12 protein-coding genes are annotated in these 13,312 nt (G+C 72.0%); 4 read left to right on the top strand and 8 right to left on the bottom strand.

Annotation, left to right across the window (positions count from 1 at the left end; all coding sequences use genetic code 11):
• Positions 1 to 54 precede the first annotated feature (54 nt).
• The 5 genes from ACGFI7_RS06555 to ACGFI7_RS06535 form a co-directional block, all read right to left on the bottom strand.
• Entirely contained in the window at positions 55 to 2,064 is a 2,010-nt protein-coding gene (locus tag ACGFI7_RS06555; protein ID WP_393399978.1) for a dipeptide ABC transporter ATP-binding protein, read from the bottom strand.
• Complete coding sequence (locus ACGFI7_RS06550; protein WP_393399975.1) at positions 2,061 to 2,972, bottom strand: ABC transporter permease; 912 nt, start codon at positions 2,970 to 2,972, stop codon at positions 2,061 to 2,063. The genes ACGFI7_RS06555 and ACGFI7_RS06550 overlap by 4 nt, the downstream gene beginning before the upstream one ends.
• Positions 2,969 to 3,955: an ABC transporter permease gene (locus ACGFI7_RS06545; RefSeq protein WP_393399972.1), complete on the bottom strand. Its 987-nt coding sequence runs from the start codon at positions 3,953 to 3,955 to the stop codon at positions 2,969 to 2,971. The genes ACGFI7_RS06550 and ACGFI7_RS06545 overlap by 4 nt, the downstream gene beginning before the upstream one ends.
• Positions 3,956 to 4,038: 83 nt before the next feature.
• Positions 4,039 to 6,381: an AAA family ATPase gene (locus ACGFI7_RS06540; RefSeq protein WP_393399969.1), complete on the bottom strand. Its 2,343-nt coding sequence runs from the start codon at positions 6,379 to 6,381 to the stop codon at positions 4,039 to 4,041.
• 64 nt (positions 6,382 to 6,445) lie between these two features.
• Complete coding sequence (locus tag ACGFI7_RS06535) at positions 6,446 to 7,342, bottom strand: haloalkane dehalogenase (RefSeq protein WP_393399966.1); 897 nt, start codon at positions 7,340 to 7,342, stop codon at positions 6,446 to 6,448.
• Positions 7,343 to 7,549: 207 nt separating this feature from the next.
• Between ACGFI7_RS06535 and ACGFI7_RS06530 the strand changes: the two genes are divergently transcribed.
• Positions 7,550 to 9,079: an MFS transporter gene (locus tag ACGFI7_RS06530; protein WP_393399963.1), complete on the top strand. Its 1,530-nt coding sequence runs from the start codon at positions 7,550 to 7,552 to the stop codon at positions 9,077 to 9,079.
• Positions 9,080 to 9,114: 35 nt separating this feature from the next.
• Complete coding sequence (locus ACGFI7_RS06525) at positions 9,115 to 9,822, top strand: DoxX family membrane protein (protein ID WP_393399960.1); 708 nt, start codon at positions 9,115 to 9,117, stop codon at positions 9,820 to 9,822.
• A 7-nt stretch (positions 9,823 to 9,829) separates the two neighbouring features.
• Here ACGFI7_RS06525 and sthA read toward each other — a convergent pair whose 3' ends face one another.
• Positions 9,830 to 11,233: a Si-specific NAD(P)(+) transhydrogenase gene (sthA, locus tag ACGFI7_RS06520; protein ID WP_393399957.1), complete on the bottom strand. Its 1,404-nt coding sequence runs from the start codon at positions 11,231 to 11,233 to the stop codon at positions 9,830 to 9,832.
• 52 nt (positions 11,234 to 11,285) lie between these two features.
• A complete protein-coding gene (locus ACGFI7_RS06515) occupies positions 11,286 to 11,537 on the bottom strand; it encodes a hypothetical protein (RefSeq protein WP_393401863.1) in 252 nt (83 codons plus the stop codon).
• A gap of 184 nt (positions 11,538 to 11,721) precedes the next feature.
• Here ACGFI7_RS06515 and ACGFI7_RS06510 point away from each other — a divergent pair, with 184 nt between their 5' ends.
• Together ACGFI7_RS06510 and ACGFI7_RS06505 are read left to right on the top strand one after the other, a co-directional pair.
• Entirely contained in the window at positions 11,722 to 12,171 is a 450-nt protein-coding gene (locus ACGFI7_RS06510) for a carboxymuconolactone decarboxylase family protein (protein WP_393399955.1), read from the top strand.
• Positions 12,172 to 12,456: 285 nt separating this feature from the next.
• Entirely contained in the window at positions 12,457 to 12,630 is a 174-nt protein-coding gene (locus tag ACGFI7_RS06505; protein ID WP_393399952.1) for a hypothetical protein, read from the top strand.
• Here ACGFI7_RS06505 and ACGFI7_RS06500 read toward each other — a convergent pair.
• Entirely contained in the window at positions 12,627 to 13,253 is a 627-nt protein-coding gene (locus ACGFI7_RS06500) for a pyridoxamine 5'-phosphate oxidase family protein (RefSeq protein ID WP_393399949.1), read from the bottom strand. The two genes, ACGFI7_RS06505 and ACGFI7_RS06500, sit on opposite strands and share 4 nt — an antisense overlap.
• Positions 13,254 to 13,312: the final 59 nt, after the last annotated feature.

Here is a 13,312-nt window from a genome sequence, read left to right as displayed (position 1 = left end):
TCCTCCTGCTCGTGCGGTGCGGGTCGAACGGGGTCCACGTGACACAGGCGCGGGTCAGACGACGGCGAGCCTCTCGGCGTAGTGACAGGCGGCCGACTGGTCCTCGCCCAGCGGGCGCATCTCCGGCTCGGTGTCGGCGCACAGGCCGCGCTCCGCCTCGGTCAGCACCGACCGGTAGGTGGGGCACCGGGAGCGGAACCGGCACCCGGACGGCGGCGCGGCCGGGTCGGGCCGCTCGCCGGTGAGCAGGATCCGCTCGCGGGCGCGCTCGCGGGCCGGGTCGGGCAGCGGGATCGCCGACAGCAGCGCCTGGGTGTACGGGTGAGCGGGCGCGGTGTAGACGGCGTCGGCGTGGCCGATCTCGGCGATCCGCCCGAGATACATGACGGCCACCCGGTCGGCGATGTGCCGCACCACGGCCAGGTCGTGCGCCACCAGCAGATAGGACAGCCCGAGCTCGGTCTTGAGCGCGCCGAGCAGGCCGAGCACGCCGGCCTGCACGGACACGTCCAGCGCGGACACCGGCTCGTCGAGCACCAGCAGGCGCGGCCGAAGCGCGAGCGCCCGGGCGATGGCGACGCGCTGCCGCTGCCCGCCGGAGAGGTCTCCGGGGTAGCGGGCGGCGTGCGCCGGGTCGAGCCCGACGAGGCCGAGCAGCTCGCCAACCCGCCGCAGGGGCTCCCCCAGCCGGTGGGTGCGCAGCGGCTCCGCCAGGATGTCGTGGATCGTCATCCGCGGGTCGAGCGAGGCCAGCGGGTCCTGGAAGACGACCTGCATGTCGCGCCGGATCTCCATCCGCTGCCCGCCGGTCAGCTCCGCGGTGTCACGCCCGAGCACCACGATCCGGCCCTGCTGCGGGCGGGTGAGCTCCAGGATCTCGGTCAGCGCCGTGGTCTTGCCGGAGCCGGACTCGCCGACGAGACCGAGCGTCTCGCCCTCGCGGATGTCGAAGCTGATGCCGGCGACCGCGTGCACGGTGCCGACCCGTCTCCTGAGCACGACGCCCTTGACCAGCGGGTAGTGCTTGACCAGCCCGTCGACCTCCAGGACCGTGCGCGGGCCGCGCGGGCCGGGACCGGCCTTGGCCGCGGGCGCGGCGGTCGGCGGGCTCACCTCGTCCCAGCGGATGCACGCCGCGCGGTGTCCGGGGCCCACCTCGAACAGCGGCGGCTCCCGTTCGTCGCACGCCGCCACGTGGAGCGGGCAGCGGGGCGCGAACGGACAGCCCGGCGGCAGGTCGCCGGGCGCGGGCGGGGCGCCGTCGATCGCCGCCGGCGCCGACCGGCCGGCCGCGTCGACCCGCGGCACCGCGCCGAGCAGCCCCGCGGTGTAGGGCATGCGGGCGTGGTAGAAGACGTCGTCCACGTCGCCGGACTCGACCGGGCGGCCCGCGTACATGACGAGCACGCGGTCGGCGAAGCCGGCCACCACCCCCAGGTCATGCGTGATCATCACGATGGCGGCGCCGGTCTCCCGCTGCGCGGTCTTGAGCACCTCCAGCACCTGGGCCTGGACGGTGACGTCGAGCGCGGTCGTCGGCTCGTCGCAGATGATCACATCGGGGTCGTTGGCGATGGCCATGGCGATCAGCACCCGCTGGCGCATGCCGCCGGAGAACTCGTGCGGGAAGGCCAGCGCCCGTCGCGCCGGGTCGGGGATGCCCACCAGGTCGAGCAGGTCGACGGCGCGGACCGCGGCCCGCTCCTTGGTGACCTTCTGGTGGGTGCGCACGGCCTCGGCGATCTGGTCGCCGACGCGGTAGACCGGGGTGAGCGCGGACAGCGGGTCCTGGAAGACCATCGAGACGGCGCGGCCGCGGACGGCGGCCAGCTCCCGCTCGCGCAGGCCGACCAGCTCCCTGCCGTGCAGCCGGATCGAACCGGTCACCCGGGCGGACGGCGGCAGCAGGCCCATCACCGCGGCCGCCGACACCGACTTGCCGCAGCCGGACTCGCCGACGAGGCCGAGCACCTCCCCCTTGCGCACGGCGTAGCCGAGACCGCGCACGACAGGCGCCCCGCCGAACGTCACCCGCAGGTCGTCGACCTCCAGCACCGGGCTCATCGCGGCCTCCTCGCCGCCGGGTCGAAGGCGTCACGCAGCGCGTCGCCGACGAGGTTGACCGCGAGCACGGTGACCACGAGCAGCCCCGCCGCGAACCAGAACGTCCACGGCGCGTACACCGCCGTCCTGGAGCCGTCGGCGATGAGCGTGCCGAGCGACACGTCGGGCGGCTGGATGCCGAACCCGAAGTACGACAGCGAGGTCTCGGTGAGGATGGCGGCGCTGACATTCAGCGTGGCGTCGACGACGAGCAGCGACGACAGGTTGGGCAGCACGTGCGAGAGCACGATCCGCACGGGCGGCACGCCCAGGTAGCGGGCGGCCCGCACGAACTCGCGCTCCCGCAGCGAGATCGTCATCCCCCGGGCCATCTTGGCGGTCACCATCCACAGGAACAGCGCCAGCATGAGCACGAACAGCGGCCACTGCCCGGCGCCGAACAGCGGCGACATGACGGCCAGGACGAGGAACGCGGGCAGCACGAGCAGCAGGTCGGTGACCCAGGTGATGACCCGGTCGGTCCAGCCGAGGAAGTAGCCGGCGAACGCCCCGGCGAGCGCGGCCAGCGCCGTGCACACCACGGCCGCGAGCAGCCCGACGACCAGCGACCGCTGCAGGCCGCGCAGCGTGACGGCGAACACGTCGGCGCCGGTCTGCAGCGTGCCGAACCAGTGGGCGGCCGACGGCGGGCCGAGGAACGCGGTGAAGTCCTTGTCGGTGTGGGACCACGGGCTGAGCAGCGGCCCCGCGAACGCCAGCAGGAACACCAGCGCCAGCACCAGCGCGCCGGCCCGGCCCTGCCACGAGGAGAGGAACCGGCCGGCCACCACCCGGACCCTGGACGGCGGCGGCGGTGGCCCCGCGTCGTCGCCGGGGGCCTCCTCGGCGATCTCCTCCGACAGCGTCATCCGGCTCTCACCCTCGGGTCGAGCGCGGCCTGCAACAGGCCCGCCGCCAGGGACGCGGCCAGCACGGCGACGGCGGCCAGGCAGGAGATGGCGGCCACGGTGTTGACGTCGTTGGTGAAGATCGAGCTGATCAGCCGCTCACCCAGCCCGTGCCAGCCGAAGATCTTCTCGGTGAAGGTGGCGCCGGTGAGCAGGGCGCCGAAGGTGAAGGCGAAGTAGGTCGCCACCGGGATGAGCGCGGTGCGCAGCCCGTGGCGGACGAGCGCCCGCCGCCTGGTCAGCCCCTTGGCCATGGCGGTGCGGAGATAGTCGGCGCCGAGCACGTCGAGCATCATGTTGCGTTGGTAGCGGCTGAACACGGCGGCCAGGCCGAGCGTGATCGTGACGGTCGGCAGGACGAGGTGCTGGACCCGGTCCAGGAGCGTCGCCCAGAACCCCGCCTCCAGACCGGCGGTCGCCTCCCCCGCCACGAGCAGCACCCGGGCGCCGAACACCTGGTCGTTGAGCCAGGTGCCGGCCAGGATGAGCACGTTGGCCAGGACCACCACGGGCACCGCGAGCAGCAGGAAGGACGCGGCGGCCGACAGCCGGTCGAACCATCCGTACTGCCGGGCGGCGGCCAGCGCGCCGGCCATGACGCCCAGCGCGCTCCCGCACACCAGCCCGAGCAGGACCAGCCGGAGGGTGACGCCGGCCCGCCGCTTGAGGTCGTCGCCGACCGGGGCGCCGGTGACGCTCCTGCCGAAGTCGCCGTGCAGCACCCCGCCCGCCCAGGTGAGGTAGCGCTCCAGCAGGGGCGTGCGGTCGTTCAGGTTGAGCGCGGTGAGCTGGGCGTCGACGACGGCGGGCGGCGGCGGGGGTGTGCGGCCCGCGTAGTTGGAGCGCGGGTCGAGCGCGACGGCGGCGAGCAGGTAGGCGAGGGAGACGGCGACGGCGACCAGCACCGCCGAGCTGATCAGTCTGCGGGCCAGGAACCCCGCCATCACCCCTCCTCCGGACGCTCCGTAGCCATATTGCTACAGCACGCGACCGACAACGCGCAGGCGAGTGCCAAAGAGGGGTCTGGTTAGCGTCCGGAAAGCTCGTCGACGGCGGTGCGGACGTCGTCGCTGGTGATCGTGGTGAGGTCGGCGGCGGTGGCCGGCTCTTCCGCGGAGGCGCGGGCGGCCAGCCGCACGTCGCGGCGCATCGCGGCGCGCTCGAACAGCGACCTGGCGAACCGGCCGTTGCCCAGCCCGTCGATCAGCCGCTCCTCGCACACCCAGGTGAAGACCTCGTCGAGGTCGCGCAGCGCGTCGTCGTCGAACCGGTCGCCGGCCGACTCGGCGAGGAGCACGGCGATCTCGGTCAGCTCGCGCGGCGCGTAGCTCGGGAAGGCGACCCGCTGGTTGAACCGGCTGGCCAGGCCGGGATTGGTGGCCAGGAAGGAGTCCATCTCGCGCTCGTAGCCGGCCAGCACGACCACCAGCCGGTCGCGGTCGTCCTCGGCCCGCTTGAGCAGCGTCTGCACGGCCTCGGCGCCGAACGCGTCGCCGCCGGAGTAGCCCGGGTTGACCAGGCTGTAGGCCTCGTCGATGAAGAGCACGCCGCCGAGCGCCCGGTCGACCAGCTCGTTGGTCTTGATCGCGGTGGAGCCGAGGTGCTGGCCGACCAGGTCGGCGCGGTGCGCCTCGACCACGTCGGGCCGGGCGAGCAGGCCGAGCGCGGCGAAGATGCGGCCCAGCACCCTGGCCACGCTGGTCTTGCCGGTGCCGGGCGGGCCGACGAAGACGAAGTGGCGCATCTGCGGCGGCGTCGGCAGCCCGCGCTCCTGCCGCATGCGGGCCACCTGGAGCTGCGCGGCGATGGCGTGCACCTGCCGCTTGACGGGCGCGAGCCCGGCCATCCTGTCGAGGTCGGCGAGCGCCTCCTCCAGCGTCGGGGTGGCGACGTAGCCGCGGAAGCGGGCGGTCAGCTCGTCGAACGCCTTGGTCACGTCGGCGGTCGTGGTGGTCACCAGGTCCTCGGTGGTCGGCGTGCCGCCCGCGCCCACCACCCGCACGTCACGGGCCTGGGCGGCGGCCTCGACCAGGCTGCGCGCGAACCTGGCGTTGCCCAGCTCGTCGACCAGCCCGCGCCGGTGGACGTCCGCGTAGAGGCCGAGCAGCGCGGCCTTGGCCTCGGCGCCCATGGTGTCGCCGCGCCGGCGCTGCAGCAGCTCGGTGATCTCGGCCAGCTCGGCGGCCGAGTAGGTGGGGAAGCGCACCCGGGTGGCGAACCGGCTGGCCAGCCCGGGGTTGCTCGACAGGAACGAGGTCATCTCCTGCTCGTAGCCCGCGAGGATGATGATCAGCCGGTCGCGGTCGTCCTCGGCGCGCTTGAGCAGCGTCTGCACGGCCTCGGCGCCGAACCGGTCGGGCTGGCCGTCGGAGGAGTTGATCAGCCCGTACGCCTCGTCGATGAAGAGCACGCCGCCGAGCGCCCGGTCGACCAGCTCGTTGGTCTTGATCGCGGTCGCGCCGAGATACTCGCCGACCAGGTCGGCGCGCTGCCCCTCGACCACGTACGGGGTCTCCAGCAGGCCGAACGCGTAGAAGATCTTGGCGAGTGTACGGGCGACGCTGGTCTTGCCGGTGCCCGGAGGACCGAGGAACACGAAGTGGCGCACCGGACGGCCCGCGGTGTAGCCCGCCTCGGCGCGCAGCCGGGAGGCCTCGATGGAGGCGGCGATCGAGCGGACCTGCTCTTTGACCGGGGTGAGCCCGATCATGGCGTCGAGCTCGGCGAGCGCCTCCTCGACCGAGATCTGCGGCAGCCCCTGGACCTTCTCCTGCTGCGGCTCGGGCCTGCCTTCGCGGGCGCGCACGCGTACGCGCTCCTCGGCGGTCAGCTCGGCCCTGGCCCGGCGGGCGAGCAGGAACCGGTAGCCGAGGACGGCGGCGGCGGCGCCGTAGGCGGTCCAGACGGCGAGGTTCTCGGAGACGAGGGAGAGCGCGGCGGCCAGCGCGCCCGCGGGCACGAGCGCCAGCAGCGCGGAGACCCATGGGGTGACCCACCGGATCAGGTGGGCGGCGATGGCGACCGGCACGGCGAGCAGCAGGAGCAGGGTCGGCGCCATGGACTGCGGCGTGAAGAGCGTGATGAAGAGCGGCAGCAGCACCGTCCAGCCCGCGACGACGAGCACGGTGGCGGCGGCCGGCGGGAAGCGCAGGGTCAGCGCGACGAAGCAGAGGATCACCGCGGTGAGCAGGAACGTGTTGAGCAGGTGCCAGCCCAGCGCCGCGCCCGTGCCGACCGCCCCGATGAGGATCGCCGCGTACAGGACTCTGCGCACGGCGGGGGGAAGCCGGAAATAGCGCAGCCGCACCTGCTCGAACAGATCCCGCACCGCGGCTCGACCCGCGGCCCGGGTCCTGCCGGACTCCTGCATCACGCCTCCCCGGTCCGCCCCCGGTTATACCGCACGGGACCGCCGAGTGGGCGAGCCTGACACGCTAGGTGGAGGTCACGAAAAGGGCTATGTGGCGGCCGAGCTCGGCGCCCGCGTCCTCTTGCAGGAAGTGTCCGGCGCCCTTGATGACCGGGTGGTCCAGGCCGGCGGCGCCGGCCATCGAGGAGCGCAGGATCGGCGCCATGCCGCCGGTGATCGGGTCGCTGTCGGAGAACGCGACGAGGAACGGCCGGTCGAGGGTGGTGAGCACCTGCCAGGCGGCGCGGTTGGCAGGTCCGGAGGGGTCGTCCGGCGTGTGCGGGACGAGGCCGGGCATGACGCGCGGGCCCGCCTTGTACGACTCGTCGGGGAAGGGGGCGTCGTAGGCGGCACGCACCTCGGGGGCGAGCCGGGTGACGCAGCCGGACTGCACGAACCGGGCGATGTCGAGGGTGGGAGCGGAGGCCACCGCGTCCTTGAACCGGTGCCAGACCTCGGGCATGGGAATGTCACCTGTCGGCAACCCGGTGTTGGCGGCGACGATCCTGGCCACCCGGTCCGGGTGCTCGGCGGCCAGGCGCAGGCCGATGAGGCCGCCCCAGTCCTGCCCGACGAGGGTGACGCCGGTCAGGCCGAGCGCGTCGTGCAGCAGGGTGCGGGTCCACTCGACGTGGCGGGCGTAGGTGTGGTCGGCGGTCTCGGCGGGTTTGTCGGAGCGGCCGAACCCGATGAGGTCGGGGGCGATGGCGCGCAGCCCGGCGGCGGCGAGCTCGGGCATGACGTGGCGGTAGAGGAACGACCAGGACGGCTCGCCGTGCAGGAGCACCACCGGTTCCCCGTCCGGTGGCCCGGTCTCGACGTAGGCCATCCGCAGGCCGTCGCCGATCTCGGCGCAGCGGGGTTCGTAGGGGAAGTCGGGCAGGTCGGCGAAACGGTCGTCCGGCGTTCGCAGCATCCGCATAGAACAAGATTCTAGTCCGATGACGGCCGCCTGTGCAGGTCCGGATAACATGTGCTCGATCCCGATAAACGGCGACATTTCGGTCAAGAGGTGGACGACCGTTCTTGGATCATTCGATACCGCTACACCCACCGGGTGGCATGCCCTAAGCTGCCACGCAAGTTCGTGCGGGCCCTGCTGTGAACGGATCGGCCTGCAAGGAGGTCCATGACCGTCACACAGGCCGTGCCCCTCGCACGCCGCGCCGGCCGCGAGCATCAGGACAACCGCTGGGCCATCCTGGTGCTCCTCTGCGTGAGCCTCCTGCTCATCACGGTCGACGCGACGGTCCTGCACATCGCGGTCCCCGCGCTCACCGCGGCCCTGGAGCCGTCCGCGGTGCAGCTGCTGTGGATCATCGACGTCTACTCGCTGATCGTGGCCCCGCTGCTGATCCTGTTCGGCGCGCTGGGCGACCGCTACGGGCGCAAACGCCTGGTCCTCGCGGGTTTCGTGCTGTTCGGCGCGGCCTCGGCCGGGGCCGCCTTCGCCCCCACTCCCCTGGCCCTCGTGCTGGCCAGGGCGCTGCTCGGCATCGGCGGCGCCATGATCATGCCGGCCACGCTGTCGCTGATCCGCCAGGTGTTCACCGACCGCCGCGAACGTGCCATCGCCCTCGGCGTGTGGAGCGCGGTCGCCGCCGCCGGCGCCGCCGTGGGGCCGCTCATCGGCGGCGTGCTGGTCGGCTTCTGGTGGGGCGCGGTCTTCCTGATCAACGTGCCGATCCTGCTCGTGCTGCTGCCCGCCGCCGTGCGCATGCTGCCCGAATACCGCGACCCCGCCCCCCGGCCGTGGGACGTGACCAGCGCCGTGCTGTCCGTGCTGGGCATCCTGGCCCTGGCCTTCGGGCTGAAGGAGGCCGGTTCCGGCAGCCTGCTGCCGTTCCCCGTCTCCGCCGCGATCTTCCTGACGGGCGTGGCGCTGCTGGTGTGGTTCGCCCGGCGGCAGACCCGGCTGGAGTCGCCGCTGCTGGACGTCTCGCTGTTCAGGCGGCGGGAGTTCACCACCGGCGTGGTGGGCGTGCTGCTCGGCGTGTTCTCGCTGGTGGGCCTGCAGCTCATGCTCGCCCAGTACCTGCAGCTCGTCCTCGGCGACACTCCCGTGCGCGCCGCGTTCCGGATGCTCCCGCTGGTGCTGTCGGCCATCACCGGCGGCCTGGTCGCCGCGCACCTGCTGCCCAGGCTCGGCCTGCGCGTCACCATGAGCGGCGGCCTCGGCCTCGTCGCGCTCTCCCTCACCCCCACGCTGACCTGGGGCGTCGAGGGCCATCCGGTGATGCTGGCCTGCTGCTTCGTGGGCATCGGCTTCGGCGTCCAGGTGGCGCTGCTGGCCGCCTCCGACACGATCATGTCCGCCGCGCCCGCGTCCCACGCGGGCGGCGCCGCCGCCGTCGAGGGCACCGCGTACGAGCTCGGCGCCGGACTCGGCGTCGCGGTCCTCGGCACGGTCACCACCATCGCGTACGCGCCCGCGGTCCCCGACGTGCGGGGCATCCCGGCCGGCGGGATGGACCAGGCCAGGCAGTCACTCGCGGGCGCCGCCCACGTCGCCGAGGAGATCGGCGGCAACGCCGGCGGCGCGCTGCTGCACGCGGCCCGGTGGGCCTTCGTCAACGCCCTGCACACGACCGTGGTCGTGAGCGTCGTCCTGCTCAGCCTGACCGCCGTCGCGGTGGCCATGCTGCTTCGCCGTGATTGAGGTGTGCCATGTCCCGATTAGGGCAGACAACGACCGTGAGACAGACCCTCCGTGATCTCGCCGCGCTCGTCGCCCGTCTGGGCGTGGGCGGCATCTTCTTCGCCAACGGCTGGCGCAAGCTCGAGATCGGGCTGGTGGAGACCGGGCTGCAGTTCCAGGCACAGGGAGCCCCCGCGCCGCGGGCCTGGGCGACGATCACCATGCTCGTCGAGCTGATCGGCGGCGCGCTGCTCATCGCCGGGCTGATGGTGTCGGTGATGGGTCTGATCCTCTTCGCGGAGGCGGTCGCGGTGCTGTGGGTGGCGCCCCCGCTGAACCCGATAACGCTGAACGAGCTGATCCTGCTGGGCGCGGCCTCGCTGCTGCTGGCCGTGGTGGGCGCGGGCCGCATCTCGGTCGACCACATGGTGGTGATCAGGCGGCGCGAGTCGGAGGCCGCCCAGGAGTTCGCCGCCGACAACGAGGCCGACGCGGTCATCGCCTCCCTGCGCGACCCCGACAAGCCCACCGGCCCGCTCGCTCCGGCCAAGCCCGAGACCCCGGAGAAGAAGGAGCCCGCCGACAAACCGGCGCGCACCCGTACGGAGAAGGCATCGGACGCCGAGCCCAGCCTGGACGACACCGCGCCGCATCCCCGGCCCCGCCCGGCGGCCACCGAGGAGCCCTCCCCCTCCCCCGGCGACACGCTCGTGGCGGGCCGCAAGAAGCCGGCCCCCCGGTCGCGGCGCACCACGGAGGGCTAGAGCGGGGCTAGAGCTCGAAGCGGGCGACGCGGCGCAGCTTGTTCATCGCGTCCAGGGCCGCCACCTTGTACGACTCCGCCAGCGTCGGGTAGTTGAAGACGGCGTCCACCAGATAGTCGATGGCGCCGCCGCAGCCCATCACCGCCTGCCCGATGTGCAGCAGCTCCGTCGCCCCGGTGCCGAACACGTGCACGCCCAGCAGCGACCGGTCCTCCGGTGACACGAGCAGCTTGAGCATGCCGTACGTGTCGCCGATGATCTGGCCGCGGGCCAGTTCGCGGTAGCGGGAGATGCCCACCTCGAACGGCACCTGGCTCTTGGTCAGCTCGTCCTCGGTGCGGCCGATGAACGAGATCTCGGGGATGGTGTAGATGCCGATCGGCTGCAGCGGGGTCATCCCGGGCAGCGGCTCGTCGCAGGCGTGGTGGGCGGCGATGCGGCCCTGTTCCATGGAGGTGGCGGCGAGCGACGGGAAGCCGATCACGTCACCGACCGCGTAGATGTGGTCCACGGCGGTGCGGTAGTGAAGGTCCACCGCGATCCGGCCGCGCTCGTCGGCGGCGAGCCCGGCCTGCTCCAGCCCGAGCCGGTCGGTCATGCCCTGGCGTCCCGCGGAGTACATGACGGTCTCGGCCGGGATCTTCTTGCCGCTCTCCAGCAGCGTGATCGCGCCCCGCGGCCGCCGTTCCACGGCCGCCACCGTCTCGCCGAAGCGGAAGGTGACGGCCAGGTCGCGCAGGTGGTACTTGAGCGCTTCGACGATCTCCAGGTCGCAGAAGTCGAGCATCCGCTCGCGCCGCTCCACCACCGTCACCTTGGTGCCGAGCGCCGCGAACATCGACGCGTACTCGATCCCGATCACCCCGGCGCCGACGACGACCAGCGACTCCGGCACCCGTTGCAGGTTGAGTATGCCGTCGGAGTCGATGATCGTCTCTTCGTCGAACTCCACCGACTCCGGCCTGGCCGGCCGGGTGCCGGTGGCGATGATGATCTTCTCTCCAGTGATCTTGACGACCCGTCCCTGCTCGTCGGTGACGTCGAGGGTGTTCGGGTCGGTGAAGGCGGCGGTGCCGGTGAACACGGCCACGTGGTTGCGCGAGAGCTGGCTGCGGATCACGTCGACCTCGCGGCCGATCACGTGCTGGGTCCTGATGCCCAGGTCGGCGACGGTGATCTCGTCCTTGACCCGGTAGCTCTGCCCGTACATCTCCCGCTGGTTGAGCCCGGTCAGGTAGAGCACGGCCTCACGCAGGGTCTTGGACGGGATCGTGCCGGTGTTGATGCAGACCCCGCCGATCATGTTGCGCCGCTCGACCACGGCGACGCGCTTCTCCAGCTTGGCGGCGGCGATGGCCGCCTTCTGCCCACCGGGCCCGGAACCTATGACAACCACATCGAAGTCGGCCACACCGCCAGTGTGCGTGCCGGTGACGATCTGGAGAAGCCCGAAATCCCGGCTGTCAGGCGGTGGCCCCGGCCGGGGTGCGGTCGACGATGCCGCGTGAGCCCTCCTCGCGGGCGCAGTGGGCGCAGCAGTACCAGTGGTCGCCCGACTGGACGCCGTGGCCGATGACCTTGGTGCCGCAGTGCTCGCAGACGGGCGCCATCTTGTCGATCGCGCACTGGAAGGAGTCGAAGGTGTGGGTGGCGCCCTGGGCGCGGACCTCGAACGCCATGTCGTAGTCGTTGCCGCACGTCTCGCAGACGGCCATGATGATCCCCCTGATGGTCGGTCTTTCCTCGTTCAGGGGTCTCATTTCCCCAGGATGCGGCCCTATTCAAGGCCAGGGTCCGGCGCGCCCGGACCCGTCGGGAAATTTTCCGGCGGAAAGTCGTCACATCCGGCGCGGCCGTCCCGTCCATGATGCGTCGGCTACGACCAACATGGAGGATGACATGACTCTGCGGCTCAACGTCGCGGCCCTCGCCCCCGAGCCCTACCGGGCGTTCCTCTCGGTGGAGGCCTTCCTGGGCGACTGCGGGGTCCCGCACGCCACGATCGAGCTGATGAAGCTGCGTGCCAGCCAGATCAACGGGTGCGCGTTCTGCGTCGACATGCACAGCCGGGACATGAAGAAGGCCGGCGAGAGCGACGAGCGGATCTGGTCGGTGGCGGCCTGGCGGGAGGCCACGGTCTACACCCCGGCCGAGCGGGCGGCGATGGCCCTGACAGAGGAGGCGACCAGGCTCGCCGACCACGGCCAGGGCGTGTCCGACGCGGTCTGGCAGGAGGCGGCCGAGCACTACGACGACAAGCAGCTCGCGTCGCTCGTGGTGGCCGTCGCGATGATCAACGCGTGGAACCGGCTGGCCGTCACGACCCGGGCCGTCCCCGCCGGCGCCTGACCTCATCGGGCGGGCGTCACGGCGTGCCGCCCGCCCGGTGCGTACAAATGCGTTGAGCGCACTCCGCGGGCCCGATTAGGTTGTGGCCAAGCGATAGGGGGGCAGACCCATGAAGCGCATCCGCATCGTCAAGACGACGACCAGGCGGCGCCCGGTCCGCGGCGCAGACCTCGACCTGCGATCTCCGTCAGGCCGACGCCTGCCTTACTGAATTCTGTCTTACACCGTCCTTACCGGGGTTTCTGTTAATAACATAGGTAACAGGAACATCACGGGGGGAGGACGATGAGAAGGCTGGTGACGGTGCCGCCGCGCATCGCCAGACACAAGATCCGCGACATCAGGTCGGCGGCGGTCCACCGTAAGCAGGCGGCGGCGGACCCGAAGGTCGTCGATCTCCGCGCCTACACGGGCCGCAACGTGATCCGGTTCCCCGACGGCCCCACCCCCGCGGCCTAGCTCCCGTAGAGCTTCTTGCTGTAGCTGGCGTCAGAGTAGTACGCCTCCAGCTCCTCCAGAGTCTCCGGCATCGCCTGCAGCTCCTTGACCAGGGTGGCGTGCGACGGCAGCGGGTCGGGGCCCCACTGTTCGGGCCGCCACAGCGCGCTGCGCATGAACGCCTTGGCACAGTGGAACATGATCTGCTCGATCTCCACGACCAGGGCCAGCCTGGGCCGGTGACCCTTGACGATCATCTCGTCGAAGAACGGCGCCTCCCGCACGAGCCGGGCCCGGCCGTTCACGCGCAGCGTCTCGTTGCGGCCGGGGATCAGGAAGATCAGGCCGACGTGCGGGTTGGCCAGGACGTTGCGGAACCCGTCGGCCCTGCGGTTGCCGGGGCGGTCGGGGATGGCGATCGTGGTGTCGTCGATGACGTGCGTGAACCCGGCCGGGTCGCCCTTGGGCGAGACGTCGCAGTTGCCGTCGGCGTCGGCGGTGGCGATCAGGCAGAACGGCGAGGCCGCCAGCCACTCCCGGTCACGCGCGTGCAGGCGGGGGCGCTCCTTCGTCGCCGAGCGCGGCAGCACCTCACCGAGGAGTTCGCGCAGTTCGGCCTCGGACTCGATCTCCACCCAGTTCATTCGCTCTCCTCCCGAGTCAACGGCGGACATTATGCCAAGAGGGCGATATACCGGTCGAT

Source organism: Nonomuraea sp. NPDC048826 (assembly GCF_043198225.1).
Classification (GTDB): domain Bacteria; phylum Actinomycetota; class Actinomycetes; order Streptosporangiales; family Streptosporangiaceae; genus Nonomuraea.
This window is presented reverse-complemented; position numbering and strand designations above follow the sequence as displayed.

What these genes read in the sequence shown, in the direction of transcription:
- ACGFI7_RS06555 (WP_393399978.1), bottom strand. Translation starts at nt 2,064, where the DNA reads ATGAGCCCGGTGCTGGAGGTCGACGACCTGCGGGTGACGTTCGGCGGG.
- ACGFI7_RS06550 (WP_393399975.1), bottom strand. Translation starts at nt 2,972, where the DNA reads ATGACGCTGTCGGAGGAGATCGCCGAGGAGGCCCCCGGCGACGACGCG.
- ACGFI7_RS06545 (WP_393399972.1), bottom strand. Translation starts at nt 3,955, where the DNA reads ATGGCGGGGTTCCTGGCCCGCAGACTGATCAGCTCGGCGGTGCTGGTC.
- ACGFI7_RS06540 (WP_393399969.1), bottom strand. Translation starts at nt 6,381, where the DNA reads ATGCAGGAGTCCGGCAGGACCCGGGCCGCGGGTCGAGCCGCGGTGCGG.
- ACGFI7_RS06535 (WP_393399966.1), bottom strand. Translation starts at nt 7,342, where the DNA reads ATGCGGATGCTGCGAACGCCGGACGACCGTTTCGCCGACCTGCCCGAC.
- ACGFI7_RS06530 (WP_393399963.1), top strand. Translation starts at nt 7,550, where the DNA reads ATGACCGTCACACAGGCCGTGCCCCTCGCACGCCGCGCCGGCCGCGAG.
- ACGFI7_RS06515 (WP_393401863.1), bottom strand. Translation starts at nt 11,537, where the DNA reads ATGGCCGTCTGCGAGACGTGCGGCAACGACTACGACATGGCGTTCGAG.
- ACGFI7_RS06510 (WP_393399955.1), top strand. Translation starts at nt 11,722, where the DNA reads ATGACTCTGCGGCTCAACGTCGCGGCCCTCGCCCCCGAGCCCTACCGG.
- ACGFI7_RS06505 (WP_393399952.1), top strand. Translation starts at nt 12,457, where the DNA reads ATGAGAAGGCTGGTGACGGTGCCGCCGCGCATCGCCAGACACAAGATC.
- ACGFI7_RS06500 (WP_393399949.1), bottom strand. Translation starts at nt 13,253, where the DNA reads ATGAACTGGGTGGAGATCGAGTCCGAGGCCGAACTGCGCGAACTCCTC.